This is a genomic window from Paraflavitalea soli, from assembly GCF_003555545.1.
In the GTDB taxonomy this organism is placed as follows: domain Bacteria; phylum Bacteroidota; class Bacteroidia; order Chitinophagales; family Chitinophagaceae; genus Paraflavitalea; species Paraflavitalea soli.
Genome location: NZ_CP032157.1, coordinates 3,017,854 through 3,044,371 on the forward strand (window position 1 = coordinate 3,017,854; position 26,518 = coordinate 3,044,371).

General features: G+C 47.3%; 29 protein-coding genes. 18 read left to right on the top strand and 11 right to left on the bottom strand.

The features are described from left to right. The first annotated feature begins 1 nt into the window (after nt 1). The 11 genes from D3H65_RS11210 to D3H65_RS11260 all read left to right on the top strand — a co-directional run bounded on the left by D3H65_RS11210 (nt 2) and on the right by D3H65_RS11260 (nt 9,822). Nucleotides 2-505 carry a methylated-DNA--[protein]-cysteine S-methyltransferase gene (locus D3H65_RS11210; RefSeq protein WP_119050399.1) on the top strand — a complete coding sequence of 168 codons (504 nt, stop codon included), beginning with the start codon at nt 2-4 and terminating at the stop codon, nt 503-505. 3 nt (nt 506-508) lie between these two features. Further along, nucleotides 509-1,039 carry an O-acetyl-ADP-ribose deacetylase gene (locus D3H65_RS11215; protein WP_119050400.1) on the top strand — a complete coding sequence of 177 codons (531 nt, stop codon included), beginning with the start codon at nt 509-511 and terminating at the stop codon, nt 1,037-1,039. 113 nt (nt 1,040-1,152) lie between these two features. Next, nucleotides 1,153-2,154: a YhdH/YhfP family quinone oxidoreductase gene (locus tag D3H65_RS11220; RefSeq protein WP_119050401.1), complete on the top strand. Its 1,002-nt coding sequence runs from the start codon at nt 1,153-1,155 to the stop codon at nt 2,152-2,154. 127 nt (nt 2,155-2,281) lie between these two features. Further along, nucleotides 2,282-3,319: a flavin reductase family protein gene (locus tag D3H65_RS11225; protein ID WP_119050402.1), complete on the top strand. Its 1,038-nt coding sequence runs from the start codon at nt 2,282-2,284 to the stop codon at nt 3,317-3,319. A gap of 214 nt (nt 3,320-3,533) precedes the next feature. Further along, the gene (locus D3H65_RS11230; protein WP_119050403.1) at nt 3,534-4,808 is read left to right on the top strand and encodes an NAD(P)/FAD-dependent oxidoreductase; all 1,275 of its coding nucleotides are present in this window, start codon (nt 3,534-3,536) and stop codon (nt 4,806-4,808) included. Nucleotides 4,809-4,819: 11 nt separating this feature from the next. Further along, nucleotides 4,820-5,737, top strand: coding sequence for an AraC family transcriptional regulator (locus tag D3H65_RS11235; protein WP_119050404.1), 918 nt, complete (start codon nt 4,820-4,822; stop codon nt 5,735-5,737). A gap of 74 nt (nt 5,738-5,811) precedes the next feature. Beyond that, nucleotides 5,812-6,276, top strand: coding sequence for a hypothetical protein (locus D3H65_RS11240; protein WP_119050405.1), 465 nt, complete (start codon nt 5,812-5,814; stop codon nt 6,274-6,276). Nucleotides 6,277-6,290: 14 nt separating this feature from the next. After that, nucleotides 6,291-6,596, top strand: a complete 306-nt coding sequence (locus D3H65_RS11245; RefSeq protein WP_245999727.1) for a DUF3817 domain-containing protein — start codon at nt 6,291-6,293, stop codon at nt 6,594-6,596. 93 nt (nt 6,597-6,689) lie between these two features. Next, the gene (locus tag D3H65_RS11250; RefSeq protein ID WP_119050407.1) at nt 6,690-7,055 is read left to right on the top strand and encodes a hypothetical protein; all 366 of its coding nucleotides are present in this window, start codon (nt 6,690-6,692) and stop codon (nt 7,053-7,055) included. A 135-nt stretch (nt 7,056-7,190) separates the two neighbouring features. Beyond that, a complete protein-coding gene (locus D3H65_RS11255; RefSeq protein ID WP_119050408.1) occupies nt 7,191-8,978 on the top strand; it encodes a hypothetical protein in 1,788 nt (595 codons plus the stop codon). A gap of 217 nt (nt 8,979-9,195) precedes the next feature. Next, nucleotides 9,196-9,822, top strand: a complete 627-nt coding sequence (locus D3H65_RS11260) for a class I SAM-dependent DNA methyltransferase (protein WP_119050409.1) — start codon at nt 9,196-9,198, stop codon at nt 9,820-9,822. A gap of 196 nt (nt 9,823-10,018) precedes the next feature. Here D3H65_RS11260 and D3H65_RS11265 read toward each other — a convergent pair whose 3' ends face one another. After that, nucleotides 10,019-10,993 (bottom strand): helix-turn-helix domain-containing protein, encoded by a 975-nt coding sequence (locus tag D3H65_RS11265; protein ID WP_162915553.1) that lies wholly within the window; start codon nt 10,991-10,993, stop codon nt 10,019-10,021. Between the two features lie 70 nt (nt 10,994-11,063). On the opposite strand from D3H65_RS11265, the gene D3H65_RS32900 reads away from it, so the two are divergent. The 4 genes from D3H65_RS32900 (at nt 11,064) to D3H65_RS11280 (ending at nt 13,670) form a co-directional block, all read left to right on the top strand. Continuing rightward, nucleotides 11,064-11,447: a hypothetical protein gene (locus D3H65_RS32900; RefSeq protein ID WP_162915554.1), complete on the top strand. Its 384-nt coding sequence runs from the start codon at nt 11,064-11,066 to the stop codon at nt 11,445-11,447. A 120-nt stretch (nt 11,448-11,567) separates the two neighbouring features. Beyond that, on the top strand, nt 11,568-12,146 hold the full coding sequence (locus D3H65_RS11270) for a Crp/Fnr family transcriptional regulator (protein ID WP_119050411.1): 579 nt from the start codon (nt 11,568-11,570) through the stop codon (nt 12,144-12,146). A 124-nt stretch (nt 12,147-12,270) separates the two neighbouring features. Then, nucleotides 12,271-13,137: an SDR family NAD(P)-dependent oxidoreductase gene (locus D3H65_RS11275; RefSeq protein ID WP_119050412.1), complete on the top strand. Its 867-nt coding sequence runs from the start codon at nt 12,271-12,273 to the stop codon at nt 13,135-13,137. A 20-nt stretch (nt 13,138-13,157) separates the two neighbouring features. Beyond that, nucleotides 13,158-13,670, top strand: coding sequence for a DinB family protein (locus D3H65_RS11280; protein WP_119050413.1), 513 nt, complete (start codon nt 13,158-13,160; stop codon nt 13,668-13,670). A gap of 285 nt (nt 13,671-13,955) precedes the next feature. Here D3H65_RS11280 and D3H65_RS11285 read toward each other — a convergent pair whose 3' ends face one another. Both D3H65_RS11285 and D3H65_RS11290 read right to left on the bottom strand, forming a co-directional pair. Continuing rightward, nucleotides 13,956-14,264 (bottom strand): type II toxin-antitoxin system RelE/ParE family toxin, encoded by a 309-nt coding sequence (locus D3H65_RS11285; protein ID WP_119050414.1) that lies wholly within the window; start codon nt 14,262-14,264, stop codon nt 13,956-13,958. Next, the gene (locus tag D3H65_RS11290; RefSeq protein WP_162915555.1) at nt 14,258-14,590 is read right to left on the bottom strand and encodes a hypothetical protein; all 333 of its coding nucleotides are present in this window, start codon (nt 14,588-14,590) and stop codon (nt 14,258-14,260) included. Before D3H65_RS11290 ends, D3H65_RS11285 begins: the two co-directional genes overlap by 7 nt. Before the next feature lie 104 nt (nt 14,591-14,694). Between D3H65_RS11290 and eat the strand changes: the two genes are divergently transcribed. Then, the gene (gene eat / locus D3H65_RS11295) at nt 14,695-16,020 is read left to right on the top strand and encodes an ethanolamine permease (protein WP_119050416.1); all 1,326 of its coding nucleotides are present in this window, start codon (nt 14,695-14,697) and stop codon (nt 16,018-16,020) included. Between the two features lie 41 nt (nt 16,021-16,061). Here the strand turns inward: eat and D3H65_RS11300 are convergent, their stop codons facing one another. Beyond that, complete coding sequence (locus D3H65_RS11300; RefSeq protein WP_119050417.1) at nt 16,062-17,690, bottom strand: M28 family peptidase; 1,629 nt, start codon at nt 17,688-17,690, stop codon at nt 16,062-16,064. Nucleotides 17,691-17,833: 143 nt separating this feature from the next. Between D3H65_RS11300 and D3H65_RS11305 the strand changes: the two genes are divergently transcribed. After that, the gene (locus D3H65_RS11305) at nt 17,834-19,213 is read left to right on the top strand and encodes an ethanolamine ammonia-lyase subunit EutB (RefSeq protein WP_119050418.1); all 1,380 of its coding nucleotides are present in this window, start codon (nt 17,834-17,836) and stop codon (nt 19,211-19,213) included. 110 nt (nt 19,214-19,323) lie between these two features. Then, the gene (gene eutC, locus D3H65_RS11310; protein ID WP_119050419.1) at nt 19,324-20,130 is read left to right on the top strand and encodes an ethanolamine ammonia-lyase subunit EutC; all 807 of its coding nucleotides are present in this window, start codon (nt 19,324-19,326) and stop codon (nt 20,128-20,130) included. Here the strand turns inward: eutC and D3H65_RS11315 are convergent. The 7 genes from D3H65_RS11315 to D3H65_RS11350 form a co-directional block, all read right to left on the bottom strand. Next, a complete protein-coding gene (locus tag D3H65_RS11315) occupies nt 20,089-20,388 on the bottom strand; it encodes a hypothetical protein (protein ID WP_162915556.1) in 300 nt (99 codons plus the stop codon). The genes eutC and D3H65_RS11315 overlap by 42 nt on opposite strands. Nucleotides 20,389-20,789: 401 nt before the next feature. After that, on the bottom strand, nt 20,790-21,701 hold the full coding sequence (locus tag D3H65_RS11320; protein ID WP_119049027.1) for an IS3 family transposase: 912 nt from the start codon (nt 21,699-21,701) through the stop codon (nt 20,790-20,792). Next, nucleotides 21,698-22,072 (bottom strand): hypothetical protein, encoded by a 375-nt coding sequence (locus tag D3H65_RS11325; protein ID WP_119049026.1) that lies wholly within the window; start codon nt 22,070-22,072, stop codon nt 21,698-21,700. Before D3H65_RS11325 ends, D3H65_RS11320 begins: the two co-directional genes overlap by 4 nt. Before the next feature lie 833 nt (nt 22,073-22,905). Next, entirely contained in the window at nt 22,906-24,072 is a 1,167-nt protein-coding gene (locus D3H65_RS11330) for a glycoside hydrolase family 88/105 protein (protein WP_211345666.1), read from the bottom strand. Nucleotides 24,073-24,152: 80 nt separating this feature from the next. Beyond that, entirely contained in the window at nt 24,153-24,857 is a 705-nt protein-coding gene (locus tag D3H65_RS11335) for a DUF4240 domain-containing protein (RefSeq protein WP_119050421.1), read from the bottom strand. A 154-nt stretch (nt 24,858-25,011) separates the two neighbouring features. Further along, complete coding sequence (locus D3H65_RS11340; RefSeq protein WP_119050422.1) at nt 25,012-25,557, bottom strand: carboxymuconolactone decarboxylase family protein; 546 nt, start codon at nt 25,555-25,557, stop codon at nt 25,012-25,014. A 355-nt stretch (nt 25,558-25,912) separates the two neighbouring features. Then, nucleotides 25,913-26,491, bottom strand: coding sequence for a zeta toxin family protein (locus tag D3H65_RS11350; protein ID WP_119050423.1), 579 nt, complete (start codon nt 26,489-26,491; stop codon nt 25,913-25,915). Nucleotides 26,492-26,518: the final 27 nt, after the last annotated feature.

The following is a 26,518-nucleotide window of genomic DNA, read 5'->3' on the forward strand; positions in this document are numbered from 1 at the left end:
TATGTCTGATGTTTTTACTACCTATTATCAGTCGCCCGTAGGCCTGTTGCGCATTTCCGGCACTGATCAATATGTGAGTGAAGTACATTTCATGAATGAGGAAGAAAAGGCAGCCTCACCAACGGCCACCTCTCCCCTGCCTCCCATGGCCATCCAGGCTACCGAGCAACTGATACAATACTTTCATGGCAACCGCCGGGTATTTGAGTTACCGCTTTACCAAAAAGGTACGGGGTTCCAGGAAAAAGTGTGGAATGAACTGATGAATATTCCTTTTGGTAAGACGATCAGTTACCAGGAGCTCTCCCGCCGGCTGGGTGATCCGAAAACCATCCGTGCGGCGGGTACTGCCAATGGGAAAAATCATATTGCGATCATTGTGCCCTGTCACCGGGTAATAGGCGCTAAAGGCGACCTGGTGGGGTTTGGGGGCGGGCTTGCCCGGAAAAAATGGTTATTGACGCATGAAAATAAGATAGCACATGGGGTGCAAACTTTGTTTTAATCTATGTCCACCAAGCTCACATTGATACAAGGCGATATTACCAAAATAGCTTCCGATGCCATTGTCAACGCGGCCAACAGCTCTTTACTGGGCGGCGGCGGGGTGGATGGCGCTATTCACCGTGCCGGCGGCCCGGCGATATTGGAGGAATGCATACAGATCAGGAATAAACAGGGTGGTTGTAAGATCGGAGAAGCGGTGATCACCACTGCGGGCAGGTTGCCGGCAAAGTATGTGATCCACACTGTAGGACCTGTTTGGCAGGGGGGCCGTAACCGGGAACGGGAATTGCTATCAAACTGCTACCGGAATGTATTGGAATTAGCCCTTGAACATGGCATTAAAACCCTGGCCTTTCCCAATATCAGCACGGGCATCTACCGGTTCCCAAAAGCGGAAGCGGCCGCGCTGGCGCTGGAAGCGGTACAGGCGTTTGTGGCCAGCCACCCGGATGCATTGGAAGAGATCAGTTTTGTGTGTTATGATGATGAGAATTTCCGATTGTATGAGGAGTTGATGAAAGGTGAGGTGTGAAATGTGCGTGCGTTTGCTTCGATAGTAGATTTCTCACTACGCTGCGCTACGTTCGAAATGACAAAAGGAGGTGAAGCTCTGTTCGAAATGAAAAAAAGAGAAAGTAACATTATATGCCATTTAAAGCACTTTGGATCACAGAGACCGCCGACGGAAAGTTTGAACGGAATATTGTAGAAAGAGTAATTGATGACCTGCCCGCAGGTGAAGTAGTGATCAGGGTATTGTACTCTGCCCTGAACTACAAGGATGCCCTTTCGGCTACAGGCAACAAAGGCATTACCCGTAAATATCCGCATACGCCAGGCATTGATGCGGCAGGGATCGTAGAGATCAGCCGCAGTGAGCTGTTCGGTACAGGTGATGAAGTGATCATCACGGGCAACGACCTGGGCATGAATACCTGCGGAGGTTATGGTGAGTTTATCCGGGTGCCTGCCAGCTGGGTAGTACGTAAGCCCGATGGCTATACACTTAAAGAATGCATGATACTGGGCACAGCCGGTGTAACGGCAGCCCTTGGTCTGCACAAAATGGAATTACTGGGCATCAATCCCTCACAGGGTCCTATCGTAGTCACGGGTTCTACGGGAGGCGTAGGCAGCATTGCTGTGGCGCTGCTGGCCAAATCGGGTTATGAAGTGATCGCTGTGACGGGTAAAAGTCATGCCGATGAATACCTGCAATTCCTGGGGGCTCAAAAAATAGAGAACCGCGACTTTGTGAACGATACTTCAGGCAAAGCGCTGCTGCGGCCGCAATGGGCCGGCGCTATTGATACGGTAGGCGGCAACACACTGCTTACGCTGCTCAAAGCCTGCAAACCGGAGGGGGCTGTGGTAAGCACAGGACTGGTATCCTCCCCCAAACTGGATGCTACGGTATATCCTTTTATACTGAATGGTGTAAGCCTGCTGGGTGTAGGATCGGCAGAGACACCCATGACCACGCGTTTATTGATCTGGGAAAAGCTTAAGGACGTATGGAATATCAAGGATAAACTGAATGCGATTGCCAAAGAAGTTTCGCTGGAGGAATTGAACCTCACCTATATTGATTCCATTCTGCAAGGCAAGATCATGGGCAGGATCGTTGTGAAGATTGGGGAGAAGTGAAGAAAGGCAACGAGGCAACAAGGCATAGAGGCAACGAGAGAAAGGCAAGAGGGGGTAAAGGCAGCGAGGCATAGAGGCAACGAGAAGGGCACGAGGGTGTACAGGCAATGATTTAACTTTAGGTATTATGGACCTGTTGGAATGGAAAGTGATCCGGGTGATCCCGGAAGCAAGGGATACGATCAGTTATGTACTGGAAGCAATAAGTGGTGCGCCTGTAACCTATGAAGCCGGGCAGTTCCTGACCTTCCTGCTGGATTATCATGGACAGGAGATCAGGCGTTCTTATTCGCTGGGCTCCACACCTGGCATCGACGAACAACCATTCATTACCGTCCGGAAAAAGGAGAATGGCGCTATTTCCCGTTATATCCTGGAACACTGGCATGTGGGCACGCTTGTCAGCAGTCTTCCTCCCTCGGGCCGGTTTACCCTATCTACCGATCCCGGGCATAGGCGGCAGGTGTTTTTCTTAGCCGCCGGCAGCGGCATAGTACCGGTGTTTGCGCTGCTGAAGCAGTTGCTGCGGGATGAATCCCATAGCCAGGTAGTATTATTGTACCAGAACCATGATGAAAACAACATCATTTATCATGGAGCCATACAGCAGCTGGAGATGCTATTCCCTGCCCGCTTTACGCGTATTGACCTGCTAAGCCATCCTATTTTGCCTGATCTGCCCCATCAACGACTGAACAATGGTCTTTTTGAGCTCCTCATCAACAGGAATCTGCATCCCGGTCCCCACCCCACGCTTTACTATACCTGCGGTCCTGCTTCCTTTATGCGCATGGTACAATTTACCCTGCGGGTAATGGGTGTGGAGGAAGAATACATACGCAAAGAAAACTTCACTGTTGAAACTGTTCCCCCACCTGCATTCACAATCGATATGGCTCCCCGCAGGGTACAGGTAAGACGGGGTGAGCAGCACCATGAATTTACGGTCGCCTACCCCACTACGATCTTGCAGGCAGCCCTCAACCAGCACATCAAATTGCCTTACAGCTGTAAGGGGGGCCGCTGCTCGGCCTGCACAGCCCGTTGCCTGAGTGGTACGGTAAAAATGAACATGAATGAGGTATTGACGGAAAAAGATCTCCAAAACGGCCTGATCCTTACCTGTGTAGGGTACGCTGAAACAGATCTGATCCTGGAATTGTAAACAAAAAAGTATCGTCACGCGTTATACATGGGAAATGACAACAGCGTTCATCCCGCCCTGCGGGATAAGAGCTGGAGGAAGTCCTGTCCCCCAACATTGTGCCGCCCGGGAAGAGACCTGTAGCCATACAAGAAAATACCGCATTTAGCAAACAAAGCACAGGCCTGCTATTTGCAGTTTGAACTACTTTTGAACCTTTAAATGGATATATTTTATGGACGGACATCAAAAAAAGGTGGTAGTCATCGGCGGCGGCTTTGCCGGTGTGCACCTGATCCAGCAATTGGCCAAAGATCAACGGTTCCACATCACTTTGGTAGACAGGAATAACTACAATTTCTTCCCACCGCTCATCTACCAGGTATCTGCCGGCTTCCTGGAACCTTCCAATATCAGTTATCCTTTCCGAAAGTTATACCATCATAAAAAGAACATTACTTTCCGCCTGGGCGAATTCAAGCGGGTAATACCTGAAGAAAACAAGGTGGAAATCTCTTCCGGCGACCTGTACTATGATTACCTGATCTTTTCTACGGGCACACAAAGCAATTTCTTCGGCATTGAGCATGTAATGAAGAAAGCGGTACCGATGAAGACGATCAATGACGCCATTGAATTGCGCAATTATATTCTGCAGACGATCGAAAAAGCCACCATCACCACTGATCCGGCTGAGCGCAAGAAGCTACTCACGATGGTGGTGGTAGGTGCTGGCCCCAGTGGCGTAGAGATCTCCGGCATACTAGCCGAAATGAAGAACGGTATTTATAAAAAAGATTATCCGGAACTGATAGGGCAGCCCGGCAATATCTACCTGGTAGATTCCGGTCCCAAAGTACTGGGACCCATGAGCGCCAAATCGCAGGATTATACGCATAAATCCCTGGAGGCAATGGGTATCAAAATCCTGTTGAGCAAGCAGGTAAAGGACTACGATTTTACAGACGACAGCGTTGTGTTTGCCGACGGAGAAAAGATAGCCACAGATACGCTGATCTGGACTGCCGGGGTCATCGCTACTGAATTGCCCGGTATGCCCAAAGAAAGCATTGGCCGGGGACGCAGGGTATTGGTAGATGCCTATAATAAAGCACAGGGATTTGATAATATTTATGCGCTTGGCGATAGCTGTTTCATGACCACTGATCCTGCTTTCCCCAACGGTCACCCTCAATTGGCCCAGGTGGCCATCCAGCAGGGCAAGAACCTGGCGCACAACCTGAAGATGATAGCTGACAACAGGCCGTTGAAACCTTTTATCTACAACGATAAGGGCACCATGGCGATCATTGGAAAAACGAAGGCGGTGGCAGATATTGGCAAGCTGCATTTTAAGGGATTTATTGCTGCCATGATCTGGGGTTTCATTCACATCTGGTCACTGATCAATTACCGCAACAAGTTCAAGACCTTCTTCAACTGGGGCTTTGCCTGGTTTACCAAAGATGTGGCCATGCGGTTTATATTCCGGCCGGATAAGAAAGTGTGATGTAGCTTCGCATGGTGAGCAAAAGCAAGATAAAAACACATAATACTGTTTCCTTCCGGGAAAGGTATATGTATCCCGAACAGGAATTGGACCAGCTGCTGAAGCCGCAGTTCAGTAAATTCTTTATTGTAAAGGTGGAAGACATGATCCGCCTCATCAAGCTACCCGTCCCTCCTACCAGGGCAACCGGTCATTCCCTCATTTACCTCACAGCGGGAGAAGCGATCATGACGATCGGCAGCGACACCTACAAGATCTATAAAGATGAATGCCTGGTAGTACCAGCAGGACAGGTATACGCATTCGCCAGCCTTGACATCAACAAAGGTTATCTCTGTCATTTTCAAAATGACATGATCAGCAGCAGGTTTGGCAAGCAGGAATTGATCAGGGATATGGAATTCTTACAGGTATGGAGCCATCCCCGCATCAGCCTGGACAAACAAAGTTCCGGTTTTGTAGCCATGCTTTTTAAACGTTTATTGCTGGACTATACCGCCCATGGTCTCAACAATCCCGATATACTGCAATCCTACTTTATAGCGCTGCTCTGCGAACTTAACAAGGCTGGCAAGCAGGATGCAGGTAAAATTCCTGCGCCTTCGGCGACTATCAGTAACCGGTTCAGGAAACTGCTGTTTGCCCATGTAAGATCCAAACACCAGGTATCGGACTATGCCAGGCTATTAAGTATTACGCCCAACCATCTGAACAAGACGGTAAAAGCGGTTACGGGTAAATCGCCCGGCAAGTGGATCGATGAAGCCATCGTACTGGAGGCTAAAGTACTGTTGTACCAAAGCAATTTATCCATCAGTGCGATAGCGGCCGAACTGGGTTTTGATGATCCCTCCTATTTTACGCGTCTCTTCAAAAAGTATGAAGGCACTACGCCTTTGTCATTCCGTAAAAGGATTGAAAAGTCCTAAAACTGTCCCAGTTTGTCCTATATCCTGCAGGATGCTGTAGTGAACTTTGCCCTCCGAAAGCAAAGTAATAATCCATGTATTTTCTTCTTCTCTCTTTCCATTCGATTATCAGGTGGCTGGTATTGGCAGGTTTACTTTTCTCGATCTACCGGGGCTGGCAAGGTTATAAAAATGACCGGCCTTTTACAAAAAACGATAATGCACTGCGGCATTGGACAGCCACGATTGCGCATATACAATTGATCATTGGCTTTACTTTATACGTCAAAAGTCCGCAGGTCAAATACTTCTTTACCTGGACAAAACTGGGCCTACAGCAACCGGAAATGGCCTTCTTTGCCATTGCCCATATACTGGTGATGCTACTGTCGATCGTCATTATCACGATCGGATCAGCGCTGGCAAAACGAAAGGTAACCGACAGGGATAAGTTCCGCACCATGATGCGTTATTATGCCATTGCCTTATTGCTGATCTTCCTGGCTATACCCTGGCCGTTTTCCCCATTTGCGCACAGACCTTTTATCAGAACCTTTTAATCATGATACATTTTATGCGTACAAAAATTGGCAGGCTTCGCCTGATCGGTTTCCTGGAAGGCAGCTCCTTATTATTCCTGTTGTGTGTTGCCGTACCGGCCAAATACCTGTATGGTAATCCTGCGCTGGTAAGAGCTGTTGGCACCGTGCATGGGCTATTGTTCTTACTCTTTGTATTTAACGCGCTGAGTGTAGGAGTAGAACAGCGCTGGCCATTTAAAACAACTACCTGGAAGGTATTGGTGGCTTGTATTATTCCTTTCGGTACATTTTATATTGACTGGAAGATACTGTCACGCATAGACCAGGATAAAGCATAATTTCCTGGGGCGAGGCTCAAACAGGCGATGCAGGAACCTTATAATGGAACAAATTGCTTAACTTGGTACATGACCTGTTAAAGGGTTATTACTATGCTAAAAAGCCTGCCGATTGCATTATTGCTTTGCACCTTCGCCGTTTGTGCCCATGCTCAAAAGCCTGGGAACGGAACCTATACCTATGCGGTAGCCTTTGCCGAATGGCAAGGCAAATCACTGGGAGCAACCTGTACTGTTGTGATCAAAGGTGATTCCATAAAAGTGATCTACAATGGCATCGGCCACCTTTCAGTGAAAAAAGGAGACATCCTCGACCAGGGTATTATTATTAAACACCAACCTACGGGCCAATGGATCATTGGGCATTCACCCGCAGACCGGCATGCCAAAGAAATCGGTGGCTGCAGTGATGGCCCTACTGTTATCGATTTCAAAAACAAAAAGTGGTGGACTTGCTGATGCACCTGGCAAACTTGTACCCCTAAAACGTTACAATCAGCTATGAGAATCGGTTGTACTTTGTGTTACCAATAATATACCTGGAACAATATCCCCAGACTTATTAATTGTTAACCTCTACAACCCACATACAACATGAAGACGAGACGATCCCTGGTGGTTATCTTAGCCACTTTTTCCCTATACGCCTGTAAAAAGGAAAATAAGGATGGGCCTACCCTGCCCGCTACCGGCAATTACCTGACCTCTAATTCTGCTATCGTTGATACCGCCGCTATAACAGCCGTAACGGCCATCACGGTATCGCTTTCCAAAGCAAACATCACTACCCCACCTAAAGCGGGCGATATTATAGTGGCAGCTGCCACCATCAGTAATCCGGATGGATTGTTACGAAAAGTAGTAAGTGTAACTGAAAATGCGGGGCAGTATGTAGTAACCACAGAACAGGCCGGCTTGAATGAAGCTTTTCGTCAGCTGGATATCAATACGGTCTATGAAAGTGATTTTGCCTCCAATAGCAGCATCGCCAAAGGGGTGAGCCTGGGCTTTAATTTTTCCAGCGACGGCACTACCATACCGGGCATCAGGGTGAGCGGCGCCCTGAAGATCAATATCCCTTCCGTGAAAATTGAATACATTAAAAAAGAGGGTTCCCTGATGCCGGAAAAAGTATTAATACAGGCGGATATGAATACCGATGGCAGCGCCCTGGAGATCACCAATAAAAGCAACAATCCGGTCAAGCTGGCAGAGGAAAGTGTTCTGAAAGAAATCCCCTTGCCTGTTATCCGGTTAACCATCCCGATCACTACCCCTGTAGGCATATTTCCATTGCCGGTACCGCTACACCAGAAAGTGATATTGAAATGGTTGCCCATTACGGTGAGCAGTAAAGCAGCTTTCAAAATAAGTCCTAAGATCAATGTCACTTTTGGTGCTCAATATGGCCAGCATGGCTGGCAGAATATCAGTTCCCTCAGCTCTAATATTTCAGCGGATTCACTGATGCAGAATAATTTCAATACACTGTTGGATATAAATGCCAGTTTCACGGTATTTAAACCGGTGTACGAGATAGCTCCTTATAATTCCGATGTATTAAAGGCGCTGGTGGAAATACCCAATGTCTTGAAGTTTGACTTCAAGCCCACCAGCATTCCACAATACGCATTGAAGTTTTCCACTACGGTCACGGGAAAGATATCTTCCCAACTATGGCTGGGTGAAAAGAATGAATTTTCTATCTCGATCCCATTGGTTGATAAAACGATCAAGGAAGGCAGCTGGCTCAGGAGTGCTGATACGCTGTATATATCAGCAGGCGATAACCAGTTGGGCAAGGCCAATCAATACCTGAGCAGTTTATTGTGGGTAGAAGTGAAAGATGCAGAAGGGCGGCCCTTCAATGGTGTAAAGGTAGATTGGGCTGCTACCTCAGGCGGGGGCAGTGTGGATTCGGTCAGGACTACCACCAAGGACGGCGGCTTTGCATCCAACAAATGGAAGCTGGGCTCGGGCACACCTCAACAGGTAACGGTGAGTGTAAAAAGGGCGGATGGCAGCCATGTAAAAGGATCACCGCTTATCTTCAAAGCAGGGCTTGATTCTATTGAGATCTATAAAGCGGTGATAGCCGGCGCCAAATTCCTTAAATCGCCCGCTGACCCGGTAGGTAGCAGTACTTATTGTCATCCGCAGGCAGATGGTTCGGGTTATTACACTGTATATAACAACCCCTCCTGGCCAGACGGGAAGAAGTTTGGCATGAGTTGGGATGTCGTCTATAACAATGGCCGGTATTATTATTGGGAAAGTGGCTTCTGGCATCCGGGTTTTCCCAGTATCGAAATAGATCATCCCCTCACTTATCCGGTATCGAGCTTCAGCTTCCACAACAATACCATCTATTCAAAACAGTAAGATCTTATCACCATACAGAAAGCCCTGCAGGCATTATCCTGCAGGGCTTTTTTGTTTAGCGGCCTGTAAAAAATTACCTACCTTGGAAAGCAGGTTGTACTAAACTTTAATCTGACTATTGAAGGCCTAACAGATGCTAAAGTATTAACAGTAGACCATCAAAACAATATCTTTGTGTGCGATATTTTAAAGAACCACATTCAGCAAACGGTGAGCTATGGATACAAGACAGGCCTACAACAGTTGGGCAGCGCAGTATGATACCAATCTCAATAAGACAAGGGATCTGGAGGCGCAGGCATTGCGCGCTACCCTGGCCCCTATTCCCATGGAGCATTACCTGGAAATAGGATGTGGTACGGGAAAAAACACGGAATGGCTGGTTACCCGTGCACAGGCAATAACAGCGGTTGACCTATCGGAAGCCATGCTGGCCAAAGCCAAAGCAAAGATCAATTCGCCCACCGTTCAGTTTATACAAGCCGATATAACCACACCCTGGACATTTACCCAGGGATTGTATGATGTGGTGGGCTTTAGCCTGGTGCTGGAGCATATCGAGAACCTGCCGGCTGTATTCGAAAAAGTTGCTGCCGTACTAAAGCCTGGCGGATATGTATACATCGGAGAACTACATCCCTTTAAACAATACAGCGGCAGCAAAGCCCGCTTTGAAACGGAAGCAGGCATACAAGTAGTAGAATGCTTTACGCATCATATCTCTGATTTTATAGATGCCGGCAAAAAGCATGGTCTCTTATTGGCTGACATGGAAGAGTATTTTGATAATGGGGACCGGCAGGAGATCCCGAGAATATTGACGTTGCTGTTGAAGAAAGGTTGAGAGGGTAGCCCCTAAAGGGGCAAAATACATGAGACGTTTCTTTTGCTACAAAGCGATGACCCCGATGGGGCAGCATACACCTTTGATACGGATTGCTTGCTTTTGCTTCGATAGCAGATTTCTCACTACGCCGCCACAGCAAACCAATTCAACGTTCCTAATGGCTCCGTTCGAAATGACAACCAATATTGATACGTTATTGATCCCGGAGGCCCTTGCGCACGCGCTCGGGAGAGTCGCCAAACCATTTGCGGAAGGAATGAATAAAAGAAGCCGGTTCTGCATACCCCAGTATATCGGAAATACCGGCAACGGTATAGCGGTCGTGGCGCAGCAGGAAGGAACAGAGTTGTTTCTTGATCTCCTCCAGCAGTTCCCGGAAGGTGATGCCTTCGGCACCCAACCGCCGCTGCAGGGTACGCGGTGTCAGGTGCAATGCACCGGATACTGTTTGGATATCGGGCAACTGCGGATCGGACATGGACAGGAGTGTTAACTTCACCTTGCCGGCAAAACTATCATCGGGCTTTAGTTGCCCGATCATCCTGAGGTATTCGGGCACCAGCACATCAACATGCAAATGGCTTTTGTTTTGTAAAGCGGCTTTCAATATGACGGGTTCAAATACTACGCTATAAGTTTCGCCCAGATGCCATAAGACAGGGTAATTCTCCTCATAACAAGGCGAACTCAATTGAATAGTAGCCCCCTCTCCTGCCATCAGCCTTAGCTCCCGTGCCACCACGGCCAGGGCGTACTCCAGTATAATACGATTGAGCTTAGTTTCCCGGTTATCGATGGAGAAGTTGATGGTGACGGCTTCTGCCGTTACGGCTGTTTCGGCTTTTACCAGGGGCATGGCAGCGTGCAGGTAAGATTGCAGGTAATGCAAAGCCTCCTGTATGGTGGTGGCCTGTAAGGATATTTTGTAAATAAGCCCCAGCAGCTTCATGGAGATGAATTGTCCGCACTGGATACCCCAGGCTTTGTCTGTAAGCTGGTCATCGATCAACTTCAATACGGCATATACCTCTGCTTCTTCTACGGTGGCCAGCCCATCTGTAAAGTGGGCAGGTGGCAGTTGGACCAATGCCTGCATATCCTGCCAGGCAATGCCTCTTACGCGGGCATAATCCATAAAGTGGGCAAGATGTAAGGCAAGGATCCTCATATTGTCGCAATTTATCAATTCCCCGCTGGTTGGCCAATCTACTTTTGTGTTATACAAAACAATTAAAACAATGAATATGCTTAAAAATGTATTGCTCATTAACGCTCTTTCTTCCGGTGCAACCGGTGTATTGCTCGTCTTATTTCCCGGTTTGGTAGCCGGACTGTGTGGGGCTACCCTCACGTGGCCTTTTGTGGCCGCAGGCCTATTCCTGATCGTTTTTGCTGCGCTGGTGTTTGTGCAAAGCCGCAAACAGGTGATGCAAAAGGGATGGATCAAGCTCATCATTGCCCTGGACATCATCTGGGTGATCGAGAGTCTTATCATTGTGGTACCCCAGTTATTTGGGTTGTCGTTCCTGGGCTACTTCCTGATCGGAGCGGTAGCAGGCTGGGTAGCATTAATGGCTTTCCTGCAAAGCAGGGGGCTGAAGCAATACCTGGCGGCAAGGTAGTCGGGAAAGACCGCCATTCCAGCTTTGAAAACCAGGATACCCGGACAGCCCTATTGGTTTGATCCGGGTATCTTCTTTTCTTTTACCTTGTGGATCTATTTTTCTTTTAATCATTGATCCATGTACGAGGTTTTCAAGCAGTATATCAAGGATAAAGTTAGCATCACGGATGAGGAGTTTGCACTTATCCAATCACTGGGCACGCTTAAGAAATTGCAAAAGAAACAATTCCTCCTGCATGAAGGAATGGTGTGGAAGTACAATGCTTTTGTGTGCAAAGGCTGCCTGCGTACTTACCGGATAGATGATAAAGGCAATGAGCATATCCTTCAATTCAGCATCGAGAACTGGTGGGCAGGCGACCGGGAAAGTTTGATTACAGGCAATCCAGCGCAGTCCAATATTGAAGCGCTGGAAGATTCGGTCATACTGCTGTTTACGCAGGAACAATTTGCCACTATCTGCAAAGAAATACCGGCTTTCAATAGCATGGTCATCAATATCCTGGAAAAGAGTTTTATTGCCGCCCAGAACAGGATACACGCTTCCATCAGCTATAGCACGGAGGAAAAATACCAAAACTTCCTCCATAGCTATCCCGGCATAGCGAACCGTGTTCCCCAACATATGATCGCTTCTTACCTTGGTGTAACTGCCGAAACACTCAGCAGGCTCCGGAACCAGGCTACCAAAAAATAAGCGGTATTGATAAAGGTCAACGTCATTTCTTAACAATCCTCAATGGAACAGGGGCTGTCTGCATAGCAATTTTGTATCAGCAAACAAAGGAAACAACAAATACAAAATTGTAAACAGACAAACAATGAAAAAGATAATCTTTATTACAGGCACCAGCACAGGATTTGGCAAACTGATGACCATTACGCTTTCCAAAGCAGGTCATACGGTAATTGCCGGCATGAGAGGCACCACCGGTAAGAATGCTGCGGTAGCTGCTGAACTGGCTGCCCTTCCTCATGTTTTTGTAGAAGAAATAGATATTACCAGTGATGATTCGGTCAACCAGGCGATCAGTAATACACTTGCCAAACATGGCAGGATCGATGTATTGGTCAACAATGCCGCGGTGGCGGGCTTTGGTTTACTGGAAGGGTATTCGATCGACCAGGTTAAGAACATGCTGGATGTAAACCTACTGAGTGTATTGCGCACCTACCAGGCAGTGCTGCCTTCCATGCGTGCAGCCAGGAACGGACTGGTCATCAACCTTACTTCGGGCGCCAGTGGTTTTACGGTGCCATTCATGGTCCCTTATTTAATGTCGAAATTTGGGGTGGAAACGATCACGGAAGGTTTACAAATGGAGCTTGAACAATTCGGGATCGAAAACGTTACTATACAGCCCGGGGTTTACCCTACTGAAATGAACAATGGTAGCAAACCCGGCATCAACGCCGACAGACAGGACATTGTGACTGCCTATGGCGATATCGCCGCCAAACAATTTGAAGGCATGGGTCAGATGCTGTTTGGAAAGATGGAGGAATTCAAGATGGACCCGCAGGTAATAGCAGATGGCGTGCTGGCGCTGGTGAATATGGAAAAAGGAACCCGTCCATTGCGCTATCCATTAGACGCTGTAGCCCAGGGTGCAGACCATGAGTTTGTTGAAGCCCGGGCTAGTATCAAAGCGAAGTGGGCAGCCAATTACGGTTTTATCTCACAATAAATAAAGTAAAACTTCTTATCATGGAAGCTCAAACATCAACGAAGCCAACTGCAGAGAAAGAACTATTCATTAAAATGGTGATCTCTAACTGGGAGTTGCAGAATATCCGGGTCAGCAAACTGATCGCTAAACTTTCCGATGAACAAATGGCCACGCCTACAGCGCCCGGCAGGAATACGGGTATATGGATACTGGGGCATCTGATCGCTGTGAATGACGGTATGATCTCTTTATTGGGACTGGGTGAAAGATTGTTCCCGGAACTGGAAGCTGGTTTTACGGGTGAAGCCAATAAACCTGGCGTGGCCACTCCTCCCCTGGCTGAGTTGAAAAAGCAGTGGGATACGCTGAATGCAAAACTCACTGAATACTTTAGTGCGCTGCCTGCAGAAGAATGGTTTACGCGACACAATTCTATTTCTCCGGAAGACTTTGCGAAAGAACCGCACAGGAATAAGCTGAATATTTTGATCAACAGAACGAACCACCAGTCTTACCACCTGGGGCAGTTGATCTACCTCGATAAGAAGTAATAAACATTAATCATTAACCTGATCGCTCTTTTCAAGGCCTGGCGGAAGCCGGGCCTTTTTTGTGGGTGCCCGGGGAGTGTTGCCCCTATGGGGCAAAATGGAGGATTGATTGGATTGGTTGCTACAAAGCGGTAGCCCCTAAAGGGGCAGAATACACGTATGCTATGAAACGCTTGCTACAAAGCGGTAGCCCCGATGGGGCAGGAATACACGTTGATTGGATTATTTGCTACAAAGCGGCAGGCCCGAAAGGGCAAATGCACATTTGATCCGTATGGGTATTTGCTAGTATTGTTCTGGTTTCATACTTGTGTGGCGCATTCTTACAATACGTATATATTCCGGAGAGGTAAAATAAGAAATGCGGTAGTGGTACAATTCATAGGCCCTATAGCTTCCGTTATTATTGACACGGTACTTATCAGGTGCATGGAGTTTTTCCGGCTCATTTGCCAATTCCCTTGTAGATAATAAAATCTCCTGCTTTATCTTCTCTGCATTTTGTACAGAATCTTTCTTAATATAAGCAATCGTTTCTTTAAAATAATCACGGGCTTCTTCGTCCCAGATCACCCTTCGCTTTTTTGCTACCATTTGTCGGCTTCTTTTTCCAGATCTTCCTGGGAAACAAACCTGCCTTCATCCATACGTTTCATAGCTTCATCAATTTCTTTATTATATTGATCGATGCTAATCTGCCCTGATTGTTGTTTTCTACCCAGCAAAAAGGTCTTAATCATTTGCACCACAGATCTCTTCTCTGCATCATTTAACTCCATAAAGTAGTTATACATTTCCTGATTTATCGCCTTAGACATAATCTCACCATTTTCAACAAATTTAATTTTTAATCCCAATTTGTCCAAATAACAGGGCCTCCAAGGAGAGGCTGAAAATGGATGCATTATTAAAATATTCACTATTTATATTTTTCATGCTGGCTTTGCCAATTATTGTCAACCAATGGCATATAAGCTGATACAACTACAGGTTTAAATCTTATTTTTAGAAAAACAGGCAAAATATGAGCGAATCCGTCACCTCGTTAAAAAAAGCAATACGTCCTATCCATCTGTGGGCCATTGCGGTGGGGCTGGTGATCTCGGGGGAGTATTTTGGCTGGAATTATGGCTGGGGAGTGGCCGGAACGGTCGGCTTCCTGATCGCTACGCTCATCATCACCATTCTGTACATCACTTTCATTTTTAGCTTTACGGAGCTCACGACCTCGATACCCCATGCGGGCGGTCCTTTTGCTTATTCCTACAAGGCATTCGGCCCCCTGGGCGCCTTGGTGGCTGGTTATGCTACCCTGGCGGAGTTCCTGCTGGCTACTCCAGCAATTGCTTTTGCACTGGGCAACTATATCCATTTCCTGTATCCCTCGCTGCCTGTATTGTGGACGGCTATTGGCAGCTATGTGCTGTTTACGGGCATCAACCTGCTCGGCATTAAAGAATCGGCGATATTCACGCTGGTAGTCACTTTACTGGCAGTGGGAGAACTATTGATCTATATGGGCATTGTAGCGCCCTCCTTTAAGAGCGTCAACTTTTTCCATAATGCCATGCCGGCGGGATGGGGCGGGATATTTGCAGCACTGCCCTTTGCCATGTGGTTGTATGTATGCATTGAAGGGGTAGCCATGGTGGCGGAAGAAGTAAAGAACCCCGCCAAGACGATCCCTGCGGGTTATATTTCCGGCATTCTCACGCTGATGCTGCTGGCCATTGGGGTAATGGTGTTAACAGGTGGTATCACGGACTGGCAACAATTAACAGCCATTGATTATCCCCTGCCGGAGTCTATTGGCATCGTGTTGGGCAAAAACAACAGCATTACGAAACTCTTTGCCGGGATTGGGTTGTTTGGGCTGATCGCTTCTTTCCATTCTATTATTATTGGTTACTCCCGCCAGATGTTTGCGCTGGGCCGCAGCGGCTACCTGCCGGGTATACTGGCCACTGTCAACAAGAGATACCAGACTCCACATTGGTCATTGCTGGTGGGAGGACTGTTTGGCATCCTTGCTCTTTGCCTGGGCAAAACAGATCAGCTGGTGATCCTTTCTGTGCTGGGCGCTGCATTGATGTATATCATGAGCATGATCAGCCTTTTTGTGCTGCGCCAAAAAGAACCTGGGCTGCACCGTCCTTTCAAAGTGCCTTTGTATCCCTGGTTTCCGGCTATTGCCTTACTATTGTCAATTGTGGCGTTGGTGGCCATCGTATACTATAATCCCAGGCTCAGCCTGCTGTTCTTTGGCGGACTGGCGCTAACCTTGTGCATTTTTATAGGAATGGGCAAACACAAACAAGTGGAAGGGAAAAACGTAATTTTAAAGGCATAGCCTTGCTTAGCCCTGCCGCTCGCCCCGGGCCAGATGCCTATCTACTTTGCAGCCGGCTCAAAAAAATCACCTTTATTCCAGGTTGGCCGGGCAGTTGTTTGTGCAATAGAATAACTGATCAGGAAATTCAATTGTACATACTTTCTGGCAGCGGTAAAATCAAACCCGTTGGTGATCTCATCAGAAGGTTTGTGATAATTTGCATCGCGCCACTCTTTGGTATACTTCACCAGGTCAAAAGCAGGATCGGCAGTCTTGATACCGTACTTGGTATGCAGCGCGGGAATGCCCTGTAGTACAAAACTATACTGATCGCTGCGGACAAAACGCACCTCTTCGGGCATCGGGTCTTTTTGTACCTCAATGCCCAGTTCCTTACCGGCAAAAATTACATTTTGTTCCAGGCTCGAATGCTCGGCACCCAATGGTGCTACGGATAAAAGCGGGGCAATGAGGGTAGGCATATCGGTATTTACATCAGCCACGATCTTTGCCTGTGGTACGGTAGGATGGGCAGCAAAATAAGCAGAGCCCAGCAAGCCCATTTCCTCAGCGGTGACCATCACGATCAGTATCGAACGGCGTGGTTTTGTCTTCAGGCGTTTATACGTACGCGCAATTTCCAGTAAAGAAGCCACTCCAGACGCATTATCATGGGCACCATTATAAATAGAATCTCCTTTCACAGGATTGCCGATGCCCACATGGTCGAGGTGCGCGGTATGTACTACGTACTCATCTTTCAACCGGGGATCGCTGCCTTCGATCTTTCCTGCCACATTATAACTTTCTATATCCTCATAGGTGCTGGCATATTGAAAAGCAGCAGCGCCCATCAACGGAAAGGAAGAAGGTTTGGCCTCGTTCAGGTCGGCAAAAATAGTAGTGAGATTTTTGCCGGTGTACATAAACAGGCGCTGTAGTACGGGACGTGAGATACGGGCTACCACAGCGATGTCATTATTGGCAGTACGGCTGTAAGCAGTGGTCTTTTCAGGGTCCATCGCCACGGTCGTTGTACTACCGGGTGAAAGGACGGGCTGCACGAAAATAACACCGATGGCGCCTTTGGCAGCAGCGATGTTAATCTTGGAACCCAGGTTGGCAAAATGCGCGTTCAGGGTGGAGGGCAGTACCAGTTTGGCCGGGGTACCGGCAAGTATAACAACGATCTTGCCCTTCACATCCATGCCGGCATAATCAGAATACTTGCCAGGAATATCCAGCCCGTACCCTGCAAATACGAGGGGCGCGGCAACTTTTACAGACGGTTGTACAGGATTAGGAACAATATAAATTTCTTTTCCTACTACAAGCATGTCTTCATTGCCCGACTGGTCTTTTAATACAACGGTTGCGGATCTATCATCAATAGTCGCTTTACGTAATACAAGCTTTTGAAGGAATGTACCATTCTCTCCACCGGGCAACAGTCCGATCTGTTTAAATTGGTCTGTTACATAATCAACGGCTATCTGGTAACCGGGCTGGCCGGGCAAACGCCCCTTTAGCCGGTCATCGGCCAGGTAAGTAATATCCCTTTTGATGTTATTAGAGTCTACCTGTTGCAAGATCTGCCTGACCTTTTTATCAAGCGGAGCTATTTGCGGGGAAGACAATAATGAAATCGAGCAAAACACACCTGTAAGAAGGAAAGAAGCATATTTCATACAATAAATTTAACAAACAACGCTTAGATTTATGTCAGGAATCAATATATAAAAAAACATCACTTGTTACCTCTGCAGCCGTTTGCCTTTCCGCCTGATGGCGGATGGGATGACCTGGCAGACCGGGCTATATTAATTAATAAATGTCGTACAAAACAACCATAGGCAATCTCGTATATCGGTTTGAGGACCTGCGGACGGTGTTGGCGAAAGCAACGCCTTTCCGTTCGGGTGATGCACTGGCAGGCCTTACAGCGGGCAGCTATGAGGAGCGTGTGGCGGCACAGATGGCGCTGGCGGATATTCCGCTCCGGGATTTCCTGCAACAGGCCATCATTCCTTATGAAACGGACGAAGTAACCAGACTTATCATGGACACGCATGACGCCAGCGCCTTTGCTCCCATTGGCCATTTTACGGTGGGCCAGTTCAGGGATTGGTTGTTAAGTGACGCAGCAGATACCCCCACCCTGCAAGCCCTGGCACCGGGTCTTACTCCTGAAATGACAGCGGCGGTGTCGAAACTCATGCGCAACCAGGACCTCATCAGTGTGGCGCGGAAAGTGGAAGTGATCACGCAATTCAGGAATACACTGGGATTGAAAGGAAGGCTCTCTGTAAGGCTACAGCCCAATCATACCACGGATGATCCCAAAGGCATTGCCGCCAGTATGGTGGATGGATTGCTTTATGGCAGCGGAGATGCCGTGATCGGTATCAATCCGGCAACGGATAGTCCGGCTGTGGTGGTGCAGTTATTACAAATGATGGATGAGCTGCGCCAGCAATATAAAATCCCTACGCAGTCTTGTGTGTTGTGCCATGTGACCACGGCTTTGTCTATTATGCCAAAAGCGCCGGTAGACCTCGTGTTTCAATCCATTGGCGGTACTGAACAAACGAATAGCAGTTTTGGTGTGAACCTGGCGCTATTGCAGGAAGCACAGGAAGCGGCGCTTTCTTTGCAACGCGGTACTATTGGTAACCATGTGATGTATTTCGAAACGGGGCAAGGCAGTTCTTTATCGGCCAATGCGCATGCTGGCGTGGATCAGCAGACCTGTGAAGCGCGGGCCTATGCGGTAGCACGCCGGTTCAACCCGCTGCTGGTGAATACGGTGGTGGGCTTTATTGGTCCGGAGTATTTGTATGATGGAAAGCAGATCATCCGGGCAGCGCTGGAAGATCATTTTTGTGGTAAGCTGCTGGGCCTGCCCATGGGTGTGGATGTATGTTATACCAACCATGCGGAGGCGGACCAGGATGATATGGACAACCTGCTCACTTTATTGGGTGTGGCCGGCTGTAATTATATTATGGGGATCCCCGGTGCTGATGACATTATGCTTAATTATCAGTCTACCTCCTTCCACGATGCCTTGTATGTGCGCAAGGTGCTTGGTCTGCGGCCTGCGCCGGAGTTTGAGCAATGGCTGGTGAAGCAGGGGATCATGAGCAGTGAAGGGAATTTGCTGCAGGTGGGTGCGGGGCATACATTGATAGCGGCGAGTAGTGAATGGTGAGGGGCGGCAGTCGGCAGTCGTAAATCGGCAATCGGCAGTGCATCCCGCGGAGCGGGACAAGTTATGCTTCGATAACGGATCTTAATGTAAGTTGTGAGCAGACAAGAATAATGAACGATAATAATATCCAACATAGCATTATTCAGCCTGATCCCTGGGCATCGCTGCGGGCTTTTACGCCGGCGCGTATTGCGCTGGGCAGAACGGGTACAGCCATCCCTTTGCAGGAAGTATTGCAATTCAGGATGGCGCATGCCCATGCGCGGGACGCAGTGCATTCCCTGCTGGAAACAGAAACTTTGCTATCACAGCTACAAGCTTTTTCTCTACCGGTGCACCTGCTGCACAGCCAGGCGAGCGACCGGCATGAATATCTCCAAAGACCGGATAAAGGAAGAAGACTGAATGAGGCATCGGCGGGCTTGCTATCTTCTCCGGGGGATAATGGTACTCAGGAAGGTATTGCTATTATACTGGCCGATGGATTGAGTGCTAAGGCCGTGAACAGCAATGCCGTCCCTTTACTGGATGTATTACTTCCCCTGCTGCGGCAGGCAAGCATTGAATTAACTTCCCTAAGTCTTGTACAGCAAGGCCGCGTGGCTATCGGTGATGAAATTGGCCAATTACTCAACGCCACCCTCACTGTGGTACTGATTGGTGAAAGGCCCGGACTGAGCTCGCCCGATAGCCTGGGCATTTATCTTACCTACCATCCGCAGGTGGGCCTTACGGATGAAGCGCGCAATTGTATCTCTAATGTGCGGCCAGGTGGGTTGTCCTACCAGGCGGCAGCTGATAAATTGTTTTGGCTGATACAAGAAGCTCTTCGATTACAATTATCGGGCGTGGAATTGAAGGACGATGCAGGATCGTTACTCACCGAACCATCTTCTGGAAACGGCGATCTGGAATAATAACAGTACTGCACAGATACCCAAAAAGATCAATACGGGCTTCCATACGGGCCTTTTTTCATACTCCCGGACATCATCCAGCAAATTATACCATAATGGATAAGCAAGGATGACCGCTCCCAATACGTTGGCAATGATCAGCGGAAAAAGTGAGTACTTTGGAAATAGGTTACCCCCTAAGGTTTCGATGAATTTATACCAGAACAGGCTACACAGAACGATGGGCCAGGCCATTTTTCCTTTGCCTGCTTCGCGCAAGTTATAGGAAAATAGCACAGCCCCGAAAAAGGTCGTCAAGAATAAAGTACATAGGGCGATGGCTAGTCGGGGGTAGAACCTGGGTTTCATGAAACAGGGCTGTTGGGTTATTAAAAGGCAGCAAAGATATTGATTGGGTCTTACTTCAAGGTCTTGTTGTCTTCTTTTCACTTTGGGGCACGCGCAACAGGCACAGTCCCGGCGAAAAGTGGCTGTTTTGGCGTTTGATGCTATTAGCATACTGTATCCATATTGAAGGTATGCTGAAGCTATGGAGAAGCCATGCTGAAGAGGGGCAAAAAGAATACAGTGTCTTGTACTGAAAAAACCTTACAGTTGGGCAGGTCAATACGGTTTTTACTTTACATGCTTAGGCAATAATACGGATATCGCTTTACAGGTTAAGTATTTAGTTGGTCATCTGGTTTTGTTTTTCGTTTTCTGGTTTTCCATCTTTTTTTCAATTTTCCCTCTCTCAGATGTGCCTGATCAGGTGTAAGGTTATCACAGCTCATATGTTGGCGCAGCCTGTTATAGCGGTCAATGGCCTTATGGGTAGCTGCTATTGCCTGGCTATAGCCTTCAAATGTTCCATCCAGGTCCAGTTCAGTTTTAAGTATTCCATTTACCCTTTCTGCTACCGGATTTTCATAGGGGCTGCCTGTCTGGGTCATACTGATGCGGATCTGATTAGTTTGTAAAACATTTACATACTGGTCACAGCAGTATTGTATTCCTCTGTCAGAGTGGTGGATAAGGCTTTGGGGTACATAGTCTTTTAAGGACCTTATAGCTTTGTTCAGGGCTATAAGGCATCCCCGGACCCGCAGGTTCTGACTTACATGATAACCGACTATCTTTCTGGAGTAGGCATCGGTTATCAATGAGAGGTACGAAAAGCCCTTTTCGGTACGCAGATAGGTAATATCACTCACCCACTGTTGCTGGGGCTTTAGTGCTTCCAGCCCTTTGATCAGGTTGGGCCATTTTCGATAAGGGTGGTCCGACCAGGTGGTACGGGCATGGTTCTTTTTACGCTTTTGCAGCATGTTATGCTTTCTGAGTAGTTTAAAGAACCGGTCCCTGCCCATTGTGATGTTATGGGACTGCAGGGCTGGTCGCAGAGAGCCCAGTAATTTTACAGCGCCTTCTTTCTTTAAGACTTTGCGTGCTTGTGTTGCCAGGTCCAATACAAGTTCTTCCCGCAACTGCCCGTTGGCCGCCTGCCATCCATGTTCATAATAAGCCTGCCTTGTTTTACCAAACAATGCGCAAAGTGTGCCTATCGCTGCCTGAGGATAGTGCTGTTTCACTTGCCGGACTGTTTGGTACCAAACTTTTTTACAATGTCCACTCCCAGCTCCTTACCGGCATTTTCAAGTAACATTTCCCAGGCTGCTACTTTGAGATTGGCCTGTTGTAATTGCTTTCTGAGTTCTTCTACTTCACTGGTTGTGGCAGGCTGCTGCGATTGTTGTGTCGGCTGGACAGGTGGTATTTCTCCCGTGGGATAGTTTGCCTTATACCATTTTACAAAATGCCGGACTGTACTTGGACCAGGAAGACCATACTTGATAGCCAATTTCATATAGCCCAGATCACTACTTAGATACTCACGGGCTACTGCGATCTTGAGGATGTTGTCATGGACAGGATCCCGACCGCCCTTGTTGTTTGAACTCATAATGGGTAAATTTAGGTTTCTGTATACTTACTACCCATTTATGTAAGGAGATTTCAGGAACGAGACACAGAATACAGAATTTAGAATACAGAATACTCCGTGTTTTGTACTCCTTACGGTTATTGGCAGCTTGCCTCTGTCATACTGACTTCAAATAGCTCAGTAAACATACAACATCTACTATGCCAAATCCAAAAGTGTCATGGCCGGTTTGGTTAATTTTGTAATTTTTGTAAAAAATCGACGTAATGTGCGTCGATTTTTTACATTTTATACAAAATAGACGAAATCGACAATTGGGCATTTGGAAACGGGTACCTGAATGTCGTACGTTTGTTGTGAACAGTTACCAAAGCAATCGACCATGTGGACGGGGCCCCTAAGCATGGTTGATGATGACGATGAAGTGTTGTGCAACACTTGCTGAAGAGAAGCTGCGAGCTACGAGCCCTTTGCTTCGAATCTTTTGAATTGGCTTTCGCTGTTTAGTTATAGCGATTAGCGGTGGGCTGATGGTTATCGGCTGTCAGCTGAGGGCTATTGCCACTGGGGAAATTTTCTGATACGTGTGCTTACTGATCATGGTGAACGTCGACTACCAGACAAAGAGCACAGGTTACCAAACAGAAAGAGTTGGGTCCAGGTTTTGGTTGTTGGTTTATTTCGATCGGCGCCTGACGGGTAACGGGCGGCATTGATGTGGACATTCGTGTCTGTGCAGCGGCCTGCCGGCATCCGGAAGGTATATTATACCGTTTATCTTACTATAAGCATACAAAAGCCCTGCTCATTTGAGCCGGGCTTTTTATGTAAAAAGAATAATTGTGATGGTACTATTTCAATTTAATTATTTCAGCACCTGCCAGCAGGAAGGCCCCTGCCCCATACACTTCATAACTCTCGGCATTGAAATTTCTCCTGGGATCGGCACCAATGGGTTGTACCCAGCCTACACGCCCTTCCGGCGATACCAGCGTATTTAATCCCAGCCAGGCCTTGCGTACCGCAGGTTCGTATTTTCCTTTATCCAACAGACCATGGTTAACACCCCAGGCCAGGGCATAACAATAAAATCCGGTACCACTACCTTCGCCGCCCGGATAGGAAGCCGGATCAAGCAGGGATGCCCGCCATAATCCGTCGGCCTGCTGCAGGGAAACAATTTTTTCTGCCATCTCTTTGTATAGCTGCTCATAAAATGAACGATTGGGATAATCGGCCGGCAGTTCTTCCAGGATACGTACCAGACCACCCATTACCCATCCATTGCCTCTTGACCAGAATACGATCTGCCCATTGGCTTCTCTTTTACCTTCACCATTGGCATTGATCAGGTAGCTGGCATCGCGGGCAAACAGGTGTTGTTCTTTGTTGTACAACAGGTCGTAGGTTTGTTTGAACAGGGAATCGTTCAACGCAAAATAAGCAGGATCTTTTAAGGTAACGCCCAATTTGACAATAACGGGCGGTCCCATAAACAGGGCATCACACCACCACCACATCAGGCCTTTTTTTGATTCAGGTCCGGGTACGGTACGCAGCTTTTGCACGGTATCAATAATGGCGCGTATCATTTGCTGATCGCCTTTGATACGGTACATATCGATATAGGTTTGTGCAATGGCGATATCATCTGCATGATCATAACGGCGCCCTGGCTGCCAGGCCGTACGTTGTCCCAGGGCCATTAATGAGTCCAGGATCTTTCGTGAACCGGTGGTCTTATAAGCAGCCATTACACCGGCATAAAAAGCCCCGTTGGTCCAATCAGTCGGCGTATGCTTTGGATTGCTTAGTTGCCAGTCGGTCACGCGCTGCATGGTCTTTTTAATGTAGCGTGGCTTAAAGACCTCACCGCTTATTACGGCCGTGGTATCAGCCGTTCTGCCCGATGAGTTGATAGGTTTATTAGAACAGTGCAGGGAGGTTATTAAGACCGGGATGGCCAATAACCAATTCATCATCGATCTGTTCATGATCTGGAATCCATTCTTTTTCATACGTGTGTCGTTATTTTATTTGCAGTCAACTGTTTTGCATTGTAGCCGGCCTGGCAGTGGTTGGAGGAAAGGCTTCCCAATCAAATAATTTTAAATTTTCCGGAAAGCAAGGGAGCTATTTTGAGCAACTCCTTGTCATCTTCCCATTCCTTTCCTTTGGTCTCTCCGCCACTGTCAAAGTACAATCCTTTTTTACTGGCATTTGCCCTGGGAAAACTATCGTCTGCCACCTGTTTTTTGGTCACTATGCCATAAGCCTGATCTGACAAGGGTATAAGTTCTTCGAACAATACTTCTCCATAGTGATGTTCCTTATTTACCGGAATGTCGAGGCTTGCCAAATGATCAGGGTTCCTGAGTGTTTCATAAAAGTTCTTTTTCCCCAATGAAATTAACCAGCACCTAAAATAATAAAACCTGTCATCGGAAGAACCACCCTCAATAATTGTTTGAGCAGCCATATTGTTCCAGGTATTGGATTCATCTATCTTCTGTTGGAATATGATCTCGAAATCCATGATTTGCTGGGGCGTCAACCGCGTGAGTGCAGTCAGGATCGCATCCTCCTTGCGTTTATTATTAAACCCACCTTTCCGAAAAGCATCATCCATTATTTCCCAGAAGTAGGTAGTATCCATTTTTGCAGTGGCTGGTAATACCTGTAAAGCGGTGGTATCGCTTTGGGGTTTCACAGCAGTGGTTTGTGCGCAGGCAGCCAGGGATATGTAGAATATCCATATTAAGCTACCCTTTACAACAGCTTTGATCATATGAAAGCGGGGCATTACCTATAGATTTTGGTTGTCTATCATTTTTTGAGCGACTGTAAAGTAATCAAAAAATTACTCCCATCCATAAGCTATGCCGTGATAGCAAAAAGGAGGCCCATTGGTGAATATGCCTCTTTTGCCCTGTTCTTACCTGTATAACGCCCGTGTCCTATCGCTTAATCTTGCACAACATATCTGAATGGATATTGAGACCGATATTAGTGAGGTTGTACAGGTGCTCACTGGCTACCAGCCAAACGATCTCGCACACTTCCCGTTCGGAATAATGGCGGGCCATACGGGCAAAGGTATCGGGGTTTACCTGTTTGTCTTTTGTGAGTTCTGTTACGTAGTCGAGTGCTGCGCGTTCAGCTTCTGTAAAGAGCGGACTGGTGGCATATTCGGCCAGGGCATCAAACCGGGCCTCATTCATCGAAGCATTGATGGCAGCCCAGCGGCTGGTATCCATACAAAACAGGCAGATATTGATGCGTGCAACCTGTTGCCGGATGAGGAAGACGGTCTCAGCAGGCAGTAGCAGCTTTTTGTCGAGGCTGGACACTTTACCATAAAACATACCAAAAGCGGCGGGCAGGCGGGCGGAATGCACTTTGAGCGGAGCCAGCACTTTGCCAAACTGCTTGCGGGTGAAATAATATGCCAGCTTCATTGTCAATCCCTTAGGTTTCTCGATGGGAGTAAGAAAGGTATCCATTTTGTGTAGTTTTTAGTGTGTATGTTGAATTACACTCTAATAAGGACTGAGGTAAGAAGGATTGGACATGGTGGTAAACTTTTTTAGCCTATTCTGGTAAGCCGGGAGGTTGGGGAAAATAAAAATGCGAGGCAGGGAGCCTCGCATCAATCAATACTCTTATCGGAGAATGTCTTATTACTTTTTAGGAAGTGTTTCCAGGAGTTCTTTCGCAGGGACTTCTCTTATTTCACCGTCCTTGTCCCTGATAACCAAAGATCCATTATTAGCGGCTCTTTTTTCAATTAGCTTTCGCATGGCTTCCCTCGCTCCCTCCAGAATCTTTTCTGACAGGTCAATATCATATGCAGAATTATCAATCACTTTGCTTGCTTTGTTGTAAAATAATCTCCCAAATATCCGCCTTTTTTATGACAGCATCAACACCAATGCCTCCTTTGGCAATCATTTCAGGATAGGTCGCATTGTTAAAAACCATCCAATTATTGCAAATATCAATATATAAATTCAGCAGATTGTAAATTCCCCGATAATACCTTCGTTTGATAACTTCAATTGGAATATTATGCCCTCCTTCACTTACTCTTTCAGCAACTCTTTTTATAGCCAGCTTAGGATCGTCTAACCAAAAATAAACCAACCTCACCTTATAGCCAGCCTCCTGCGCCCTCTTCACCAGCGACACATAACTCCTTGTAGCAAGTGTTGTTTCAAATGCGAAGTCAGCCTTTTCCTCCATCAATTGGTGAATTCTTTGAAGCATAATCCTGCCAGCTTCCAATGCCACACTTTCAGGATTAAAGGGAGATAATCCGGCTGCAATACTATCCGCATTGACAAATTCCCGGCAATGCAGGATCTCTGGTAATATGGTATAACTCGCAGTGGTCTTACCTGCACCATTGCAGCCAGCTATGATATATAAATTAGGCATTCAATAAAACCAGTAATCTAAGCTATT

Excerpts from the sequence above, each read along its gene's own strand:
- D3H65_RS11210 (WP_119050399.1), top strand. The coding sequence starts at position 2 with ATGTCTGATGTTTTTACTACCTATTATCAGTCGCCCGTAGGCCTGTTG.
- D3H65_RS11215 (WP_119050400.1), top strand. The coding sequence starts at position 509 with ATGTCCACCAAGCTCACATTGATACAAGGCGATATTACCAAAATAGCT.
- D3H65_RS11220 (WP_119050401.1), top strand. The coding sequence starts at position 1,153 with ATGCCATTTAAAGCACTTTGGATCACAGAGACCGCCGACGGAAAGTTT.
- D3H65_RS11225 (WP_119050402.1), top strand. The coding sequence starts at position 2,282 with ATGGACCTGTTGGAATGGAAAGTGATCCGGGTGATCCCGGAAGCAAGG.
- D3H65_RS11230 (WP_119050403.1), top strand. The coding sequence starts at position 3,534 with ATGGACGGACATCAAAAAAAGGTGGTAGTCATCGGCGGCGGCTTTGCC.
- D3H65_RS11235 (WP_119050404.1), top strand. The coding sequence starts at position 4,820 with ATGGTGAGCAAAAGCAAGATAAAAACACATAATACTGTTTCCTTCCGG.
- D3H65_RS11240 (WP_119050405.1), top strand. The coding sequence starts at position 5,812 with ATGTATTTTCTTCTTCTCTCTTTCCATTCGATTATCAGGTGGCTGGTA.
- D3H65_RS11245 (WP_245999727.1), top strand. The coding sequence starts at position 6,291 with ATGCGTACAAAAATTGGCAGGCTTCGCCTGATCGGTTTCCTGGAAGGC.
- D3H65_RS11250 (WP_119050407.1), top strand. The coding sequence starts at position 6,690 with ATGCTAAAAAGCCTGCCGATTGCATTATTGCTTTGCACCTTCGCCGTT.
- D3H65_RS11255 (WP_119050408.1), top strand. The coding sequence starts at position 7,191 with ATGAAGACGAGACGATCCCTGGTGGTTATCTTAGCCACTTTTTCCCTA.
- D3H65_RS11260 (WP_119050409.1), top strand. The coding sequence starts at position 9,196 with ATGGATACAAGACAGGCCTACAACAGTTGGGCAGCGCAGTATGATACC.
- D3H65_RS11265 (WP_162915553.1), bottom strand. The coding sequence starts at position 10,993 with ATGAGGATCCTTGCCTTACATCTTGCCCACTTTATGGATTATGCCCGC.
- D3H65_RS32900 (WP_162915554.1), top strand. The coding sequence starts at position 11,064 with ATGAATATGCTTAAAAATGTATTGCTCATTAACGCTCTTTCTTCCGGT.
- D3H65_RS11270 (WP_119050411.1), top strand. The coding sequence starts at position 11,568 with ATGTACGAGGTTTTCAAGCAGTATATCAAGGATAAAGTTAGCATCACG.
- D3H65_RS11275 (WP_119050412.1), top strand. The coding sequence starts at position 12,271 with ATGAAAAAGATAATCTTTATTACAGGCACCAGCACAGGATTTGGCAAA.
- D3H65_RS11280 (WP_119050413.1), top strand. The coding sequence starts at position 13,158 with ATGGAAGCTCAAACATCAACGAAGCCAACTGCAGAGAAAGAACTATTC.
- D3H65_RS11285 (WP_119050414.1), bottom strand. The coding sequence starts at position 14,264 with ATGGTAGCAAAAAAGCGAAGGGTGATCTGGGACGAAGAAGCCCGTGAT.
- eat (WP_119050416.1), top strand. The coding sequence starts at position 14,695 with ATGAGCGAATCCGTCACCTCGTTAAAAAAAGCAATACGTCCTATCCAT.
- D3H65_RS11300 (WP_119050417.1), bottom strand. The coding sequence starts at position 17,690 with ATGAAATATGCTTCTTTCCTTCTTACAGGTGTGTTTTGCTCGATTTCA.
- D3H65_RS11305 (WP_119050418.1), top strand. The coding sequence starts at position 17,834 with ATGTCGTACAAAACAACCATAGGCAATCTCGTATATCGGTTTGAGGAC.
- eutC (WP_119050419.1), top strand. The coding sequence starts at position 19,324 with ATGAACGATAATAATATCCAACATAGCATTATTCAGCCTGATCCCTGG.
- D3H65_RS11325 (WP_119049026.1), bottom strand. The coding sequence starts at position 22,072 with ATGAGTTCAAACAACAAGGGCGGTCGGGATCCTGTCCATGACAACATC.
- D3H65_RS11330 (WP_211345666.1), bottom strand. The coding sequence starts at position 24,072 with ATGAAAAAGAATGGATTCCAGATCATGAACAGATCGATGATGAATTGG.
- D3H65_RS11335 (WP_119050421.1), bottom strand. The coding sequence starts at position 24,857 with ATGCCCCGCTTTCATATGATCAAAGCTGTTGTAAAGGGTAGCTTAATA.
- D3H65_RS11340 (WP_119050422.1), bottom strand. The coding sequence starts at position 25,557 with ATGGATACCTTTCTTACTCCCATCGAGAAACCTAAGGGATTGACAATG.
- D3H65_RS11350 (WP_119050423.1), bottom strand. The coding sequence starts at position 26,491 with ATGCCTAATTTATATATCATAGCTGGCTGCAATGGTGCAGGTAAGACC.